This is a genomic window from Tenacibaculum amylolyticum, assembly GCF_964511145.1.
GTDB lineage: Bacteria > Bacteroidota > Bacteroidia > Flavobacteriales > Flavobacteriaceae > Polaribacter > Polaribacter amylolyticum.
Genome location: NZ_CAZEFZ010000003.1, coordinates 26,971 through 44,684, shown reverse-complemented (window position 1 = coordinate 44,684; position 17,714 = coordinate 26,971). Strand labels below are relative to the sequence as shown.

Annotated in this window: 14 protein-coding genes; 11 read left to right on the top strand and 3 right to left on the bottom strand. The window is 29.6% G+C overall.

Going from position 1 to position 17,714, the window contains the following annotated elements; translation table 11 throughout:
* Window positions 1–264 precede the first annotated feature (264 nt).
* On the bottom strand, window positions 265–2,772 hold the full coding sequence (locus ACKTTC_RS00940) for a PIG-L family deacetylase (protein ID WP_408037424.1): 2,508 nt from the start codon (window positions 2,770–2,772) through the stop codon (window positions 265–267).
* Window positions 2,773–3,311: 539 nt separating this feature from the next.
* Window positions 3,312–4,739, bottom strand: a complete 1,428-nt coding sequence (locus tag ACKTTC_RS00935; RefSeq protein WP_408037423.1) for an ATP-dependent DNA helicase — start codon at window positions 4,737–4,739, stop codon at window positions 3,312–3,314.
* 107 nt (window positions 4,740–4,846) lie between these two features.
* Here ACKTTC_RS00935 and ACKTTC_RS00930 point away from each other — a divergent pair, with 107 nt between their 5' ends.
* From ACKTTC_RS00930 to ACKTTC_RS00900, 7 genes are all read left to right on the top strand, one after another.
* Window positions 4,847–5,584: a hypothetical protein gene (locus tag ACKTTC_RS00930; protein ID WP_408037421.1), complete on the top strand. Its 738-nt coding sequence runs from the start codon at window positions 4,847–4,849 to the stop codon at window positions 5,582–5,584.
* Window positions 5,559–6,386 carry a DUF3822 family protein gene (locus ACKTTC_RS00925; protein WP_408037420.1) on the top strand — a complete coding sequence of 276 codons (828 nt, stop codon included), beginning with the start codon at window positions 5,559–5,561 and terminating at the stop codon, window positions 6,384–6,386. The genes ACKTTC_RS00930 and ACKTTC_RS00925 overlap by 26 nt, the downstream gene beginning before the upstream one ends.
* Window positions 6,387–6,926, top strand: coding sequence for a 16S rRNA (guanine(966)-N(2))-methyltransferase RsmD (gene rsmD, locus ACKTTC_RS00920; RefSeq protein ID WP_408037418.1), 540 nt, complete (start codon window positions 6,387–6,389; stop codon window positions 6,924–6,926).
* A gap of 88 nt (window positions 6,927–7,014) precedes the next feature.
* Window positions 7,015–7,398 carry a BlaI/MecI/CopY family transcriptional regulator gene (locus ACKTTC_RS00915; protein WP_408037416.1) on the top strand — a complete coding sequence of 128 codons (384 nt, stop codon included), beginning with the start codon at window positions 7,015–7,017 and terminating at the stop codon, window positions 7,396–7,398.
* The gene (locus ACKTTC_RS00910) at window positions 7,391–8,710 is read left to right on the top strand and encodes a peptidoglycan DD-metalloendopeptidase family protein (RefSeq protein WP_408037415.1); all 1,320 of its coding nucleotides are present in this window, start codon (window positions 7,391–7,393) and stop codon (window positions 8,708–8,710) included. Before ACKTTC_RS00915 ends, ACKTTC_RS00910 begins: the two co-directional genes overlap by 8 nt.
* Window positions 8,711–8,777: 67 nt before the next feature.
* Window positions 8,778–9,680, top strand: a complete 903-nt coding sequence (locus tag ACKTTC_RS00905) for a peptidoglycan DD-metalloendopeptidase family protein (protein WP_408037413.1) — start codon at window positions 8,778–8,780, stop codon at window positions 9,678–9,680.
* 280 nt (window positions 9,681–9,960) lie between these two features.
* On the top strand, window positions 9,961–11,241 hold the full coding sequence (locus ACKTTC_RS00900) for an APC family permease (protein ID WP_408037411.1): 1,281 nt from the start codon (window positions 9,961–9,963) through the stop codon (window positions 11,239–11,241).
* Between the two features lie 545 nt (window positions 11,242–11,786).
* Here ACKTTC_RS00900 and bshC read toward each other — a convergent pair.
* Complete coding sequence (bshC, locus tag ACKTTC_RS00895) at window positions 11,787–13,397, bottom strand: bacillithiol biosynthesis cysteine-adding enzyme BshC (RefSeq protein WP_408037409.1); 1,611 nt, start codon at window positions 13,395–13,397, stop codon at window positions 11,787–11,789.
* 117 nt (window positions 13,398–13,514) lie between these two features.
* Between bshC and ACKTTC_RS00890 the strand changes: the two genes are divergently transcribed.
* Genes ACKTTC_RS00890 through ACKTTC_RS00875 form a run of 4 tightly spaced genes read left to right on the top strand, consistent with a single transcriptional unit; the run spans window position 13,515 to window position 17,683 of the window.
* A complete protein-coding gene (locus ACKTTC_RS00890; RefSeq protein WP_408037408.1) occupies window positions 13,515–15,446 on the top strand; it encodes a BatA domain-containing protein in 1,932 nt (643 codons plus the stop codon).
* Window positions 15,443–16,699, top strand: coding sequence for a dihydroorotase (locus ACKTTC_RS00885; RefSeq protein WP_408037406.1), 1,257 nt, complete (start codon window positions 15,443–15,445; stop codon window positions 16,697–16,699). Before ACKTTC_RS00890 ends, ACKTTC_RS00885 begins: the two co-directional genes overlap by 4 nt.
* A 9-nt stretch (window positions 16,700–16,708) precedes the next feature.
* The gene (locus ACKTTC_RS00880) at window positions 16,709–17,035 is read left to right on the top strand and encodes a DUF4870 domain-containing protein (RefSeq protein ID WP_408037405.1); all 327 of its coding nucleotides are present in this window, start codon (window positions 16,709–16,711) and stop codon (window positions 17,033–17,035) included.
* Window positions 17,036–17,047: 12 nt separating this feature from the next.
* Entirely contained in the window at window positions 17,048–17,683 is a 636-nt protein-coding gene (locus tag ACKTTC_RS00875; RefSeq protein WP_408037403.1) for an alpha/beta hydrolase, read from the top strand.
* The last annotated feature ends 31 nt before the right edge of the window (window positions 17,684–17,714 follow it).

Genomic DNA, 17,714 nt, shown 5'->3' with positions numbered 1-17,714 from the left:
TCTAAATAGGAGGTTCTTCACTTTGCCTTCGAATCTCCTCAGGCTCCGTTCAGAATGACAAATGGTTCGTCATTACGAACGAAATGTAATGGAGTAAAGCAATCTGTCTATCAAACAGAAAGATTCCTCCAGCCACTATTGCTCTTTCGGAATGACGTGGTCTATATTCTAGTTTTTTTCTAAATAAAAAACAATAAAAGCATCACCCTAAAAATGAGAATGATGCTTTTATTTAAAAAAACGAACTTTCTATATATAAATAGACTACCCTTTTATTTTCTCTTTATTTCTTTTTAAAGAAAGCATATTTGCGAATAGTTTATAAGCTCCAGGAACACCTGCTGGAAGTTCTCTAAAGAAGCTTAAACCTGTATAAATATAATTTCCTTTACCATATGGTGCTATTAATAAACTTCCCTTTTTAGCACTTTCTCCTTTATCGTGCATAGATAAAACAGGAACATATTCTTTACTCCATTTATTAGGAAAGTACAAACCTCTTTCTTGTACCCAACCATCAAAATCTGCATTCGATATTTTGTTTGGATAATTTAAAACAGAATGTTCTTTTGCTAGCATAGTTACTTTTGCATGCTCATCTGTTACTCTATCTCTAGACAATTGTAATGTATAGGGTGCTTGTACATCTACACGCCTGTTTGTATTGTATTGCACAATTAAATTCCCTCCGTTTTTCACATAGTCTAATAAGTATTTTTGCTTAAACTGTAATTCCTTTTTTGTATTGTACGCTCTAATACCTACAACAACTGCATCAAAATTATGCAATACATTATCATTTACATTCTCAGGTTTAATTTCTGTTACCGTGTATCCTATTTGACGTAAACTTTCTGGTACAGCATCTCCAGAACCTTGAATGTATCCTATAGATTTGCCTTCTTTTTGAATGTTTAATCGTACTACTTTAGCTTTAGATGAAAGTAATACAGATTGTTTTGGAATATGATTGTAATTAATTTCAATTAATTCTTTTGTATATTCTTTTCCATTAACAGTAGCTACAACTTCAATATATCCTTCCGATTGATTTTTTGATGGACTTACCGTAAATGTTACTTCTTGTTTATCATTTTTTTGAGCAATATCAAAGTTTATGCTCTGTGGAGTAACACTCCAACCATTAGGAACTTTTAATGCTACAGAACCTTTTACATCTGTAGCTCCAGATCGTACTTGTACTGAAATATCTTTTGCTTGATCGTTCGAGAAAATCACAACTTTACCTTGCAATCTAGTTGTTACTTTAGGTAATACTTCAAACGGTTCGTATATTTCTCCTTTATCTCGTTGCGAATATCTATGTACTACATCTTTTACAAAAGAAATAGATACATTATCTATCATCACATTAAACTTTGCTTGTATTGGACGTGGTGTTTCTGGTTTCCCAATCAATTCTTGGTTATCTACTTTATACATTCCTAAACTCCAATCTGCATTCAACCAATACGGTGAAGAAAAGTTAATTCCTTCTAAAGAAAGATTTTCTGTAAATGTTTTCTTTTTGTTAGGAAATAATTCCTCATTCTTAGTTACCGTAGTTTTTGCAGGTAACCATTCTATAGACGTTAATTCCATAGAAGCATTGCTTCTGTTTAATACTTCAAAATCTACTTTTACTGTTGAGTTAGGCGTAGCACTTGAACTCTTTGCAGAGGCTTCTAAATATAAACCTGTACTTGCTTCTATCAGTTCTTTTATTTGTGCTAGTTTAATATTCTTCCAATATCCGTCTTTTAAATTATTAATTAACTGATATGCTTTTAGTAAAGCAGGAAGGTGTTTTGATGGATTTACAAAATCAAAATTCTTTTCTACATCGTATAAAATGTCTCCAATAGCTCCTCCTCCTTCTAAACGATTCCAAGTAGTATTGATTCCTGAAAAAATATCTTTTTTATCTTTTGGAAAGTCTCCTTTTAAAAACTCTACATATTCTGTTTGACTACCTCTTGTGGTTAATCTACCAAAACCTTGACATAAATGTTGACTACTTGCAATAGAAGCTAATTCATTATTTGAAAGTCCTTTTAGCGGATAATACACTCCAATATCAAAACTCAACATTTTACTCTTATCTGCTTTAGCAAAATTTTCCCTACTTCCGTAGAACCACCAAGAAGTATTAAAAAACAAACGATTAGGTTGCCATGCATCTGTATACTTTAATTGCTCTGGATATTTTGTTTTATCTCCCGCCATGTCAAAAGCCTCAACACTTAACATTGCTGAAGTAGTATGATGACCATGTGTAGTTCCAGGTGTTCTATGATTAAAGCGGTTGATGATTACATCTGGTTTAAACGTTCTTATCGCCCAAACTACATCTGCTAAAACTTTATCTTTATTCCAAATTTCCAACGTTTCATCTGGATGCTTTGAATATCCAAAATCATTGGCTCTAGAAAAACGTTGTTCTCCTCCATCTACTCCTCTAGCTGCTAATAATTCTTGTGTACGAATTACTCCTAATAATTCTCTAATTTCTGGGCCTATTAAGTTTTGTCCTCCATCTCCTCTAGTAAGTGATAAATAAGCTGTTCTTGCTTTTACATTATTTGCTAAATAAGCAATTAAACGAGTATTCTCATCATCTGGATGTGCTGCGACATATAATGCTGTCCCTAAAAAGTTTAGCTTCTGTAGCTTCTCGTACATTTGGTTTGAAGTTAACTTTTGAGGCTTTTGAGCGATTACCGAAGTAGTAATCAACAAAAATGAAATAAAAATAAGAGTCTTTTTGTTCATTTCTAATAGTTAAGATTGACTAACAAATGTAATCTTTTTAATAGCCAACAAATTGAGTTTAACAAAATGCTAACACTTTTTAATGCTTTAAAATAAGTTAGGAACTGTTTATAAATGTTATTTTGAACATAGAGAAAGCTATACAAAAATAACGTCATTCTGAATGATCCCTTCGAGTCCTTCGATACTTACTTAGCCCCCTTAGGGAGCACTCGCAATGACGTAAAGAATCTTTTATTTAGAGAAATGTTTACTGGATACAACAGATCCTTTGTTTCACTCAGGATGACATTATTCATCATTTTGTCATTCTGAACAACGTGAAGAATCTTTTATCTCAAAATAATTTTTCTTTAGATTTGTTTACCTGTAGAAAAGTTTCATTTTTGATAGCTTTGATTATCCTAAAGTGTCTCAACAGTAATTGTATATAGATTCTTAATCTTTCTTTTCGAATAAACTTATTAGGAGCAAATCCCCCCTTCGCTACATTTAAACAATACTCTAAAATCGCTCAAGTTTTTTTTTAGTTTTAAGTTTTATTCCAAGAAACTATCATCTTTAAAACCAATTAAGTACAATTTTTCTTGTGCTCTTGTTACTGCTGTATACAACCAACGAAAATATTCTACGCTAGTTCCATCTGGTAAGTACGGTTGTTCTATAAATATCGTTTTCCATTGTCCTCCTTGTGATTTATGACAAGTCATTGCATATGAGAACTTTACTTGCAATGCATTGAAAAACTTATTCTTTTTAACGCCCATAAACTGCTTGTACTTTGATTTTTCATGAGCAAAATCTTCTTTTACAGCCTCGTATAGTTTATTAGATTCTTCATAAGTTAATGAAGGACTTTCACTTGTTAATGTATCTAATAACAATACTGTTTCAAAAGGTTTCATGTCTGGATAATCAATCATTCTTACCTCAACTTCTGCAAATTTAAATCCATATAACTCTTTAATTTCATTAATTCGCATTACTTCACAAATATCTCCATTTGCTATAAAGCCTGCTGAAGAAGAATCCTTTAACCAGAAATAATTGTTTTTAACAACCATAACATAATCTCCAACTGAAATTTCATTTTCTTGACCTCTAATTTTAGTTCGAATTTGCTGATTGTATTGATTGGCTCTTTTATTAGATCGTACAATAATAGCTGTATCTTCTACTCCAATATCTCCATCATAAGCTCCAGTAATGGCATCCTGAATATCGTATCCATCTTGTAATCGAATAATATCCGGAAAATTCAGATCAAATTGAAAATCAAACCCTTCATTTTGAATTAGCAAACGTAAATCGGTAGCATTAGCTAAAATTCCAGAGTCTTGTTGCTGACGTACTACTTCGTCTAATTCTATTTCTGATACATCTTTATTATAATGAAGAGATAATTTATCAGCATCTAATGCCGGACTCACATCTAATTTAACTGGAGGAAGCTGTGCAGTGTCTCCAATAAAAATTAGTTTACAGTTCTTTCCCGAATACACATAAGAAATTAAATCATCTAACACAGAACCATTTTCAAATAGTTTGGCGTTTTGTACTTGATCGGAAATCATAGAAGCTTCATCTACAATGAAAATAGTATTTGTATGCTTATTAGGTTGCATAACGAAACTCACACCTCCACTAGATTGCTTTTTGGGGAAATAGATTTTTTTATGAATGGTAAATGCCTGTCTTTTAGAATATCCAGAAATAACTTTTGCAGCTCTACCAGTTGGTGCCAACAATACAGCTTTTTTACCAGCTTTCCACAAACTATGTACAATAGTACTAATTACCGTAGTTTTTCCTGTACCTGCATATCCTTTTAATAAAAAAAGGGCACGATTATTGGTTTCAAAAACAAAGTTAGATAAATCGTCTATTAATTCTAATTGTTTCTCTGTAGGTTCGTAAGAAAATTGCTTGAGTAATTCTTTATAAAAATCGGTAGGCGACTTAATCATAGTTCAAATAAAAAATCAAAGATAAGTGTAATTCTAAATATTTGTTTTCATGATTGAAAAAAAATTGTAGATTTGCGAATATCATACTTTAAAAAAATCTAGAAATAATGAATTTAATATTAATGATAATAGGAGCCGTTATTGTTACTGTTCTTTTAGCTTTTGTAATAGTAAAATTTGTTCCATTAAAATTAAGATGGTTAGTATCTTTACTATTATTAGCTGCTACAGGATACCTAACATATTTAATTTACAATGGTATTATGGAGCCTATTAAATTCAACCAAGAGAAAAAAGTTCGTTACGCTAAAGTAATAGACAACTTAAAGTTGATTAGAGATGCACAAATAAAGTATAGGCAAGCTAAAGGTCAATATGCTAACAATAAAAACAACCTAATTAACTTCATAGAAAATGATTCTTTGGTACTTACTGAGACAGTAAACGTAGAAAAAGAGATTAATGTAGGTGGTGGAATTACTAAAAAAATCTCTGTTAAGCAGATTGATACTACAGGTTATGAACCAGCTTTAAAATATTTTGAGGGTAAAGACTATAAAGGTATGTTTAATGTACCAGGAGTAGATAAAGAATTTGAAATAGCGACTAGTTCTATTGAAAAAGTAACAGGCTTATTTGTTCCTGTATTTATCGCTAAAACAGACAAAGCTTCTATTTTAAAAGGATTACCTAATCACTTAGTAAAACAAGAATTAGAAGTTATTGAAGCAGATCAAATTAAAGGGCCTTTCGTATCTGTAGGTTCTTTAGAAGAAGTATCAACTGGTGGTAACTGGCCTCCATATTATGATAAAGGTGATGCAAAAACTGATTCAGAAGAGTAAAGAAGATCTTTTTTCACAACATAAAAGTTTGTCCATCCAATTTAGTTTGGATGGATTTTCTTTTTGCGTTAAAGATATTCCTAGTCAAAATATTATATTACTTACAGAATATGCTTTCGATCAGCGTGTAGACACTCCTCAATTATTACTGGAAAAAGTACAGGAAATTTTTGAAAGTGATAAAGAACTACAAGTAGATTTTGAAAGTATTACTGCTATTCATCAAAATCAATTAGTTACACAAGTTCCTAATGATTATTTTGATGAAGCACAATTACAATCGTACTTAAATTTTACGATTAAAACGTTAGCTTCTGACTATATTACATTTGACAATTTAGCTTCTATTGAGGCTAAAAATGTATATATTCCGTATGTAAACATCAATAATTTTTTATTCCAAAATTTTGGAGAGTTCGAGTTTAAACATCATTCTACTGTTCTTATAGAACAGTTAACAAAAATGCATCAACAAAATACTAAGGAAACCATGTATGTAAATGTTTCCTATTATAATATGGATGTTGTTGTTTTTGTAAATGGTGCTTTTACATTATACAATTCTTTTGAATTTACGTCTAAAGAAGATTTTCTATATTATATTTTATTTGTTGCTGAGCAATTAGAATTAGATTTTACAACATTCCAACTTCTATTTTTAGGGAATATTGTTAATGATTACGAAACGTATTCTATAGCTCGTCAATATATTCAAAATGTTGATTTTATAGAACCAAATCATGATTTCTTAGAGAAATCTGAACATTTTTTCCCACACTCAAATTATATTCTACTGTCATAAATGCGAATTATATCTGGAAAATACAAAAGCAAACGAATTAATGCTCCTAAGAATTTACCTGTTAGACCAACTACTGATATGGCAAAGGAGTCTTTGTTTAATATTTTAAATAACTTGTATTATTTTGATAATATTACAGTATTAGATTTATTTGCTGGTACTGGTAACATTAGTTATGAATTTGCTTCGCGTGGTACAGAAAATATATATGCCGTAGATGCGCATTTTAACTGTGTAAAATTCATTAATAAAACTGCTGATGAGCTGGAAATGAATATTACGACTTTTAAAAGCGATGTTTATAAATTCTTAGAAAAAACAGCTATCAATGCAGATGTTGTTTTTGCAGATCCACCTTATGATTTTGAGGAAGCACAATTTTTAAAAATTGTAGATCTTGTTTTTGAAAATGACTTACTTAATGAAGAAGGTGTATTAATTGTAGAGCATTCTAAACACACCAACCTTTCTAATCACGAAAAATTTAGCTATGACAAGCGTTATGGCGGAAATGTTTTTAGTTTTTTTGAGCTAGATTAATTACTTCTAAACAACCTAAAATATACTTTAACATATTTTTTATTACTATAACTATAGTTGTAGTAATAACTTTTATATATTTGCCTTCATGAACAAACTAACCAAACCTGAAGAGCAAATCATGCACTATATCTGGAAGCTAAAAAAAGCTTTCTTAAAAGATATTGTAGAACAGTATCCAGATCCTAAACCTGCTTATACTACTATTTCTACTGTTGTACGGGTATTGGTAAAGAAGAAATTTATTGATTATAATACTTTTGGTAAGACTAGAGAGTATTATCCAATAGTTAGTAAAAAGAAATACTTTTCTGAATATATGAATGATATCATTTTTAGTTTTTTTAATGGATCTTCAGGAAAGTTTGCCTCTTATTTTACTAAAAATGAAGAATTAAACCTATCTGAATTGGAAGAAATGAAAGAGCTTATTGAGGAAAAAATAGAACATTTAAAAAAGAAAGATGAATAGTCTTATTGTTTTCTTATTAAAATCGAGCGCGGTATTTGTATTATTTTACCTAGTATTTCAATTATTACTTCGTAAACATACTTTTCATCAGTTAAATAGAATCATTTTACTAAGTATCATTCCTTTTTCAATATATATTGCAAGTACTTCTTATATAATTCCAATAACTACTAATACTATTGAAATTCCGTCTTTCATTGAATTAGACCTCGTAAATAATGATTCTATTATAGAACATACTTCTCCAATTATAACTACTGAAAACATTAACTGGCTGCTAATTATTACAGTAATTTATGGTTTAGGTATTCTTATTTCTTTATTTAACTTCTTAAAATCTTTAGTTAAATTATATAATTTAAAGTGTACTTCAGAAGCCAAAAGAAATCAAAAATACCTGTTAATATACGCTAATGTAACTGAAGTCTTTTCTTGTTTTAATTGGATTTTCATTCCTAAAAATTTAATTAATACTATTGATACTATCATTTTAGAACACGAGAAGAAACATATAGACCATAAACATACCTTAGATTTATTTTTAACAGAATTGTACATCGCTTTCTTTTGGTTCAATCCGTTTGTTTATCTCTATAGAAAATCTCTTAAATCTATTCATGAATACCAAGTTGATTCAGAAGTCATTAATAGTCAACAAATAGATATTATAAGATATTTAAATCTGCTAAAAATTGAAATTGAAAACACATCAAATTCAAATTTGTACAGCCATTTTAGGCAACCCTTAATTAAAAAAAGAATAGAAATGATTATGAAAACAAAATCAAATATATCATTAAAGCTTAAATACTTGATTTTATTACCAATAGCTTTTTTATGCATGGTATCATTTACAAAACAACATACGATAATTCCAGCATCAATTATACCTGAAATCATTAATGAGAATATAACAAAACCATCAATATCGCCTATTAAAAATGTATCTAAAGTTGATATTACAGCTAAATATGGTCCAGCAAAACATCCTATCTTAAAAACTATGCGACACCATAATGGTATTGATTTTAGAGCTGCCAATGGAACTCCTATTGTTGCAACAGCTGATGGTGTAATTGCTAATGTTTCTTTCGAAAAGAATTGGGGAAACCTTATTATTATTAAACACACCAATGGTTATGAAACCTTATATGCTCATTTAAGTAAATTCAATTGTAAGAAAAATCAAACTGTAAAAAAAGGTGAAATCATTGGATATTCTGGTAGTACAGGTTTAGTAACCGGTCCGCATTTACATTATGCAATTAAACATAATAATGAATATGTTAATCCGATTGATTTTATCAACTAACTTTCAAACAAAATTCTAACACAACAAACTTATTGTTTAATTAAAAATTTTAACTACTTATAATTCTATGAAAAATTCATTTAGAATTCAATTAATACTGTTAATATGTATTAGCTTTTCATTTTCTAATTTACATAGTCAAGATTTAAGTAAATTACCCTCTATAATAAAAGCATATAAAGAAAAAACTTTAAAAACAGCTAGGATAAAAGACAGTTTAAGTATTGTAAATTTTAATCGAAATTGGGATACAATACATTTCAATCCTTATAACAAGACAGAAATTAGTTTTCCTTTCGAAATTAGCTTCTTAGATAGTTCATATGCTTCACCAATTCCAAGAAAACACGTAATCACATCAAGATATGGATGGCGTCGTGGTCGATCTCATAGAGGAATTGATATCGATTTAATTACTGGTGATGATGTGTATAGTATACTAGATGGTAAAGTTCGTTATGTTGGTTATCATGCTGGCCATGGTAAAACTATAGTTGTACGACATTATAATGGATTAGAAACTGTGTACGCACATTTGTCTAAATATGATGTGAAAGTAAATACAGTTGTTAAAAAAGGGCAACTTATTGGAAAAGGTGGAAATACAGGAAGATCTAGAGGTAGTCATTTACATCTAGAAGTTAGATATAATGGTGTCGATGTTAATCCTGAACATGTTTTTAATTTTAAGGATAATACCAAAATTCGTTCTAAAAATGTTTGGGTTACTGAAGATTGGGCTACGCCTTACTATCATGTTTCAACAAGACAAAGTAATCTTGTAATTTTAGATTCGTATGAAAAAGCTACTGCTTACAAGAAAAGAAAACGACAAGTTTATATTGTAAAAAGAGGTGATACTTTATCTAGAATAGCTTATAAAAATAGCGTTTCTATACGTAGAATTTGTAAAGCAAATAAAATTAAAAGATCAAGTACTTTAAAGATTGGACAAAGACTAATTTTATAATGTTTGGTCATTATTAGAACCCTAACAAGAAAGACATATTATTTGTTGAACATTTTAAACATCCTGCCAATTCTAATCACGAAAAGTTTAGCTAAGGCTTATGTTATGACAGAAATGTTTTTAGTTTTTTTGAAATGTAAACCCTATTCATTACGACTGAAGGAGTTAGTAACTTGGTGATTTGATAATATAACAGTAAATTGACTTTTTATATACTGTAACTTTTAACGAATTATTAAGTTCCGAAAACTAAGATTCAATTAACTAAAAAAACATTAACATGAGTAAAAAAATAGGACTCAAAGAAGCTGTATCCATTGGAATTGGTGGAATGGTTGGTGGGGGTATTTTTGCTGTACTAGGTTTAGCTGCCTCACTAGCTAAAGGAGGAACTCCAGTTTCCTTTCTAATTGCTGGATTAATTGCATTAATTACGTCATATAGTTACGTAAAACTTTCGCTTAAATACCCCGACAGAGGTGGTACCGTTAAATTTATTAATAAAGGATTTGGAGTTTGTATTTTTAGTGGTAGTATTAATAACTTATTATGGATAAGTTACATAATTATGCTTGCGTTATATGCTTCTGCATTTGGTTCTTATGCTCCTAACCTTTTTAGCTTAACTGGTGACAAAACCTTAGATTTTCATATTTATAGTAGTGCTATTGTTCTTATTGCTGCATTTATTAATTACTACAGTATTGTAGTTGTTGGTAAAATAGAATCGATTGCTGTAATTATTAAGTTAGTAATCTTATTATCTTTTGTTGTTATTGGAGTTTATGGCTTGTATAGCAGTTCGTATTTACATCAACTTTCTCCAGCACATTGGGAATCTACTTTTAAATTAGTAGCTGCAGGAATGGTTATTTTTGTTGCTTATGAAGGTTTTGAATTAATTGCTAACGCAGCTCCAGATATTGAAAATCCAGAAAAAAATATTCCGCGCGCATATTACGGTGCTATAATCTTTGTAATTTTCTTATACATTATTATTGCAATGGTAACTGTAGGATCTGTAGCTTTTGATAAAATTGCAAAGGCACAAGACTATGTATTAGCCGTAGCTGCTGAGCCAATGTTAGGAAAAGTAGGATTTACAATAATTACTATTGCTGCATTAATATCTACTTTCTCTGCTATTAATGCGTCTTTATATGGGGGTTCTCGTGTTAATTATGAAATTGCAGAAGACGATGAATTGCCACATGCATTTACCTATAAATTTTGGAACCAACCTATTGGATTATTAATTACTACAATTGTTACTTTGTTAGCTGTTAATACTCTTAGACTAGAAAGTATTTCTACAGCTGGTAGTGTAGGATTCTTATTAATTTTTGCAATTGTGAATTTTGTTGGTTTTAAACTAGCCAAAGAAATTAAAGGGAATAAGATTATTCCTTTATTAGGATGTATAGCATGTTCTGCTGCTTTAGTAACCTTAATTATTCAGCATTACAGTAAGAGTAAAGAAGATGTATTTATTGCTGTAGGTATTGTTTTAGCTTCTTTTGCTGTTGAAACAATTTATAAAATGACAGAAAAAAAGAAATAACTCTTCTTTTTATTATATAAAATTTACAACCTTTTTAGTTTAATGTAACTGAAAAGGTTGTTTTAGTTTTAGTATTTTTGAATATAAAAAAGAATACAACGAATAATACTTTTACTACAAAAACACTTCCTATCTTATTTAAATTATTGTGGTTAGCTATATACCTTATCATTCTTTATATCGGAAGTTTTTATACTTTGCTATTTTATTTTTTAAATAAAGAAAATACATTCTGGAACTTAATCTTACCTAATATAACTACAATTGTTCTTTTAACTATTTACACAAAAGAAATACTTATCGGTTATCGTCCAAAATCTAAAAAACACATCAAATTATCTTTAATAATATACATTGTAATAGTACTATTATTATTAATCATTCAATACAACCAGTACAGTTTTTTTCTAGAGAATGAACAAGAAATTCACTATTCAGAAATAGCCTTAACATGGGCTGTGATTTTCACCTCTTATATAGGTTTAATAATGAATAGAATACAAAAACTTAGAAATTGATTTTCAAAAATCAGCTATAGTAAGCTTCTATTTTACCAATACAAAAAACTCTAATTGCAAAGGTTTTAAAGCCTTCTTTAAAGACACTATAAAATCATTTCCATACTCTAAATAATACTCAGAGAAGTTACGTTGACGTTCTTCTAAACTCTGATTCGGTAAAATTGTATTTTGAAGCTCTGTAATTCTAGTAACTAAATCAGCCTGTCTTCTTTTTTCCGCTCTTAACAATCGCTTTTCTAAATTTTGTAAACCTTTTAATTGCTTTTTCTCTTGTGCATTTACCGCGCCTACATAAGAAACATCAGTTTGCTCTGCGATTTTTCGTAGTGAATTAAATTGTGTTTCTAAAACAGTACGCTGCTCAGCAAAATCGAAATGCACTTCTGCATTCTCTTTTACTTTTTTAGCCAGTAAATCGTTTTGCTTTAAAAACAACTCTTCTACAGAAACAGATAATTTTTCTAACTTCTTATACTGCTTCTGATTAATAACTTGTACTGAATTACGTAATAATAAAATTGGAAAAGGAATTCTTACAGTATCAAAATAGCTTTTCAATTGCATCCAATAAGCCAACTCTCCTCCTCCACCTATGTAACATAAATTAGGTAGAATTATTTCTTGATATAACGGACGCATAATTACATTTGGAGAAAAACGTTCCGGATGATTTTCCAACTCTTTTAGAATCTCTTCTTTAGAAAAGCTAATTGTAGTGTTATTCACTTTAAAAATAGCATCTTCAAAAACAATACGCTCACGAAGTGTGTCTGTTAAGTAAAATAGATTAATTTCTCTAGGATTAACCTGAATTTTATACGACTGTCCTAGTAATGCATTTGTTTTCGATACTTCTCGATAAGAAGTATTTTCTAATAACTCTTGCTTTACAAAAGGAGCAAATTCCTTTTTAAGTGCACTCTCATCAGCGTCAATAATTACCAATCCATATTCGCTAAATAATTCATTTGCAATATATCTAGTTGCATCCGCTAAATTTGAATGCTTTAAATAACCTTCTGTAAATAACTCTTTTAAATAAGTGGCATTTCTTGAAGTTCCTAAATGCTGTTGAAACACTTGAAAAACATGCGATAAACCATCATTTGAAAACCGTCCAACTCCACCTGTTTGTTCAGAATTCCATTGTACTTTGCTTCCTTTGAAATTGAAATAATTAATTTCATCAAAGTCATGATCTTCTGTAGCCATCCAATATATAGGCACGAATTGTTGTTCAGGAAATTGCGCCGACAACTCTTCTGCTAAATTGATAGCTGAAATAATTTTATACAAGAAATATAACGGACCTGTAAACAAATTTAATTGATGTCCTGTAGTTACTGTAAATGTATTTGAAGTCAATAAAGCATCAATATTTGCTTTTGTCTTTTCAGAAATATTTGTCTTCTCGTATTGTGAGCGTAAAGCTGCCACTAACACTTCTCTAGTATGATTGCTAAACGATTTTTGTTTTTCGTTTATCTGTTTTTTAAATCCTTCAATATTCGGATAATTACCGTAAAAATGTTCTAATGTATCAGATTTTTCAAGGTAATTACACATCATTGTAGAGAAAAATCCTGTTTCTTTAAAAGGAATATAGGTACTACAATCACACTCGGTTAAAGACATTCGTAAATTATTTTTTGATAAAGTAACAAATTTAAGGGTTTGCTTACAACTTGTATCTCTTCTTAACAAAATTTTATTAATCTATTTCTCTATTTTTACATCATAATTAACCCGTATATGCAATTTAAACATCCAGAGTTTTTATACTTCTTGTCGTTATTAATCATTCCTATTCTTGTACACTTATTTCAGCTTCGTAAGTTTAAAAAAGTGCCTTTTACAAATGTTGCTTTCTTACAAAAGTTGGTGATTAAAAACCGAAAGAGTTCTCAATTAAAAAAATGGTTGATTTTAAGTACTCGCCTATTATTATTTGCAGCAATTATTTTTGCATTTGCACAGCCTTACTTTAGCAATACTACAACTCAGGAAAAGCAACATACCTTTTTGTATCTAGATAATTCACTAAGTACAAATACAAAAGGAAATTCTGGTAATTTATTAAAAACTGCAGCGCAAGAACTTATAGAAAATAGTACTGATGGTACTTATTCTTTACTCACAAACAATAACTTTTATAGTAATATTACCGTTAATGAACTAAAAACGGCTTTAAAAAAAGTAAAAAACACTTCTAAAAACATAGCTCCTAATGAAGTCTTTTTAAAAATTGCCAATCTAAAAAACACAACTGAAAATGTTATTATATCTGATTTTCAGAATTTAGACTCAAAAGATTTCGCTAGTAAAAAAATTCCTTTGTCATTAGTACAGTTAACTCCTGAAAAGAAGAACAATCTGTCTGTAGATAGTGTATTTGTTAATCAAAATGCAACAAATGCTCTAATGATTAATGTTGTTGTAAAAAACCAAGGTACTGCTAAAGAAAATGTTCCTATTGCAATTTATAATGGCGATAAACTAATTAGTAAACAAACTATTTCTATTGATGAGAATTCTACAAAGAATAACACATTTACTATAGAAAAAACAAATCCTTTTTTAGGACGTATACAAATAACTTATAACGATACATATAGCTTTGATAATACCTTTTATTTTTCATTAAACTCTGACGAAAAAATTAATGTATTGGCCATTGGAGCTAATAACGATTTTCTCTCAAGAATTTATACTGAAAATGAATTCAACTTCACTAGTTCTGAACTTCAAAAGACAAATTATAATATTATAGATCAACAACAGCTTATTATTCTAAATGAGCTCGAAAGAATCCCTCAAAGTTTAATTACTAGTTTAGTTAGTTTCACAAAAAACGGTGGTCATTTAATTATTATTCCAAATAAAGAGTCTGATATACCATCATACAATACTTTTCTTACAAACCTCTCTGCTGGTAAAATTGAAGCACAAAAAAAGGACTCTCTAAAAATTACGTCTATCAATTTTAATCATCCACTATTAAAAGATGTTTTTGATAAGAAAGTACGTAATTTTCAATATCCTTATGTAAATACATCCTTTACTAGCAACTTTTCAAATGCTAGTAAAATTATAGGTTTTGAAAATAATCAGCGTTTTATAACTCAAGTACAATTACCAAATTCAAAACTATACTGGTTTGCCTCTCCATTAAACAAAACTGCTGGTAACTTTACAAATTCTCCTTTAATAGTTCCTGTGTTTTACAATATTGGTCAACAAAGTTTACAACTTTCTCAGTTATATTATTTCATTGATCAATCAAATACAATTGAAGTTAATACGCAATTAGACAAAGATGATATTCTTACGATAACAGGTAATAATTCTTCATTTATTCCTCTGCAACAAACATTTCAGAATAAGGTAAGTTTGCATACGAAAGAACTTCCAGATAATGCAGGTTTTTATACTGTTAAGAAAGAAGAAACTCCATTAGTTACTATTGCTTTTAATTTTCCTAAGAATGAAAGTTTATTAGAATTTATGAGTGCTCAAGAGCTATCAAAAAGCAATGAAAATATAAAAGCATCTAATTCAGTAAGAGAAACTGTAAAAAAAATAAATGATAAAACGAAAGTTCATTGGCTTTGGAAATGGTTTTTAGCTTTAGCCATTGTATCTTTGCTGTTAGAAATTTTGATTTTAAAATACTTTAAAGTATGACTACGCTTTTAAAATCGGCGACCATAATAGATCCACAGAGCCCATTCCACAATCAAACAAAAGACATTTTAATTACAAACGGTACTATTTCTGAAATTAGTGATTCCATTACGGTTAATGATGAATATACTGTTGTTGATTTAGAAAATTTGCATGTTTCTACAGGTTGGTTTGATACTAGTGTATCTTTAGGAGAACCAGGTTATGAAGAACGAGAAACTATTCAACATGGATTACAAGTAGCCGCTAAAAGCGGATTTACACAAATTGCAATCAATCCAAATACGACTCCAATAATAGACAACAAATCGCTAGTTGAGTTTTTAATTAATAAAGCTACAAACAGTCCTGTAAATGTTTATCCTATTGGAGCACTTACTCAAAAAAGTAAAGGTGTAGAAATGGCTGAATTGTTTGACATGCAACAATCTGGCGCCATTGCTTTTGGCGATTACAACAAACCTATTGAAAATGACAATTTGTTAAAAATAGCCTTGTTATATGCTCAAAATTTCGATGGCTTGGTAATGAGCTTTCCTAAAAACAAGAAAATTGCTGGTGAAGGAGTTGCCAATGAAGGTGTTAATGCTACAATATTAGGATTAAAAGGTATTCCAAATCTTGCTGAAGAAATTCAAGTTGCTAGAGATTTATTTTTATTAGAATACACAGGTGGTAAATTACATATTCCTACAATTTCTACTGAAAAATCTGCACAACTAATTCGAGAAGCTAAAGAAAAAGGGTTACAAGTTACTTGCAGCGTTGCTGTTCATAATTTAACATTAACAGATGATTTATTACATGGCTTTGATGCAAATGTTAAGGTCAATCCTCCTTTACGTACTCGAAAAGATGTAGATGCTTTAATTGCTGGTGTAAAAGATGGAACCATAGATATTATCACTTCTGATCATAATCCAATTGATATTGAAGATAAGAAAGTAGAGTTTTCAATAGCTAAAGATGGTACCGTGGGAATGGAAAGTGCTTTTACTGCATTACATACAATATTTGATCTAGAAACGATTGTAAATTGCATGAGTACACAACCAAAACGTATTTTTGGAATTTCTGAAAATAGTATAAATAAAGACCAAGTAGCTAATCTTACATTATTTAATCCTAAAGGAGAGTTTGAGTTTTCTGAAGAAAATATAGTATCCACTTCAAAAAATAGTATATTTATAGGACACAAACTTAAAGGAGAAGTTTATGGTATTTATGCCAATGAGCAACTCGTTTTAAAATAATTTAATCTTATGGAAAACTTAACAGCAAAAGAAGGAAAAACACATGCTATTATTAGCTATATAACATTCATAGGCACTATTATTGCTTTAATTTTAAACAATTCAGCAAAAAATTCATTCGCCAGCTTTCATATACGACAAATGGTAGGATTAAGTATTCTATCGTTTATAAATAGTTGGGTTATTGCTAGCATTTTAGGTCGATTTGTTTCATTTGGGGTCTTTGCTTTTTTAGCGGTACTTTGGTTTATTGGTTTTATTGGAGCTTTAAATGGAGAGGAGAAAAAAGTCCCTATCTTTGGCGATTATTTTCAAGACTGGTTTAAAAGTTTATAACATAAAAAATAAATGAGTTTATTTCATATAATTAGATCCCCAAAAATTGCCGTTGAAAATCCTAACCTTTTAGTTTTATTACATGGATATGGTAGTAATGAAGAAGATTTATTTTCTTTTGCACAAGAACTTCCAGATGAATTGCTAATTGTAAGCGCTAGAGCTCCTTATGATATGGGATATGGCGGTTATGCTTGGTATGCAATCAATTTTACAGATGCAAACGAGAAGTTTTCTGATTTACAACAAGCACAACTTTCTATTAATAAAATCTCAGATTTTATTGACGAATTAAAAGAGAAATATATACCAAAACAAGTATTTCTTCTAGGCTTTAGCCAAGGAGCTATCTTAAGTTATGCTTTAAGTTTACAAAAACCGAATAAAGTACAACATGTTGTTGCTTTAAGTGGTTATTTAAATGAAGAGCTATTCCCTTCGGAAATTTCTAAGGAAATTACAACAGATTATTATATCTCTCATGGTTCTGTAGATCAAGTAATTCCTGTTACTTGGGCAAGAAAAGCTCCAGAAACACTTTCTAATTTACAGTTAGTAAACGAGTATTCAGAATACCCTGTAGGACATGGTGTAGCTCCTCAAAATTTTTATAGTTTTAAAGACTGGATTGTTGAACGGTTAAACTGACAATAATCATCTAATAAAATTTAAAAATCTA

Excerpts from the sequence above, each read along its gene's own strand:
- ACKTTC_RS00940 (WP_408037424.1), bottom strand. The coding sequence starts at position 2,772 with ATGAACAAAAAGACTCTTATTTTTATTTCATTTTTGTTGATTACTACT.
- ACKTTC_RS00935 (WP_408037423.1), bottom strand. The coding sequence starts at position 4,739 with ATGATTAAGTCGCCTACCGATTTTTATAAAGAATTACTCAAGCAATTT.
- ACKTTC_RS00930 (WP_408037421.1), top strand. The coding sequence starts at position 4,847 with ATGAATTTAATATTAATGATAATAGGAGCCGTTATTGTTACTGTTCTT.
- ACKTTC_RS00925 (WP_408037420.1), top strand. The coding sequence starts at position 5,559 with ATGCAAAAACTGATTCAGAAGAGTAAAGAAGATCTTTTTTCACAACAT.
- rsmD (WP_408037418.1), top strand. The coding sequence starts at position 6,387 with ATGCGAATTATATCTGGAAAATACAAAAGCAAACGAATTAATGCTCCT.
- ACKTTC_RS00915 (WP_408037416.1), top strand. The coding sequence starts at position 7,015 with ATGAACAAACTAACCAAACCTGAAGAGCAAATCATGCACTATATCTGG.
- ACKTTC_RS00910 (WP_408037415.1), top strand. The coding sequence starts at position 7,391 with ATGAATAGTCTTATTGTTTTCTTATTAAAATCGAGCGCGGTATTTGTA.
- ACKTTC_RS00905 (WP_408037413.1), top strand. The coding sequence starts at position 8,778 with ATGAAAAATTCATTTAGAATTCAATTAATACTGTTAATATGTATTAGC.
- ACKTTC_RS00900 (WP_408037411.1), top strand. The coding sequence starts at position 9,961 with ATGAGTAAAAAAATAGGACTCAAAGAAGCTGTATCCATTGGAATTGGT.
- bshC (WP_408037409.1), bottom strand. The coding sequence starts at position 13,397 with ATGTCTTTAACCGAGTGTGATTGTAGTACCTATATTCCTTTTAAAGAA.
- ACKTTC_RS00890 (WP_408037408.1), top strand. The coding sequence starts at position 13,515 with ATGCAATTTAAACATCCAGAGTTTTTATACTTCTTGTCGTTATTAATC.
- ACKTTC_RS00885 (WP_408037406.1), top strand. The coding sequence starts at position 15,443 with ATGACTACGCTTTTAAAATCGGCGACCATAATAGATCCACAGAGCCCA.
- ACKTTC_RS00880 (WP_408037405.1), top strand. The coding sequence starts at position 16,709 with ATGGAAAACTTAACAGCAAAAGAAGGAAAAACACATGCTATTATTAGC.
- ACKTTC_RS00875 (WP_408037403.1), top strand. The coding sequence starts at position 17,048 with ATGAGTTTATTTCATATAATTAGATCCCCAAAAATTGCCGTTGAAAAT.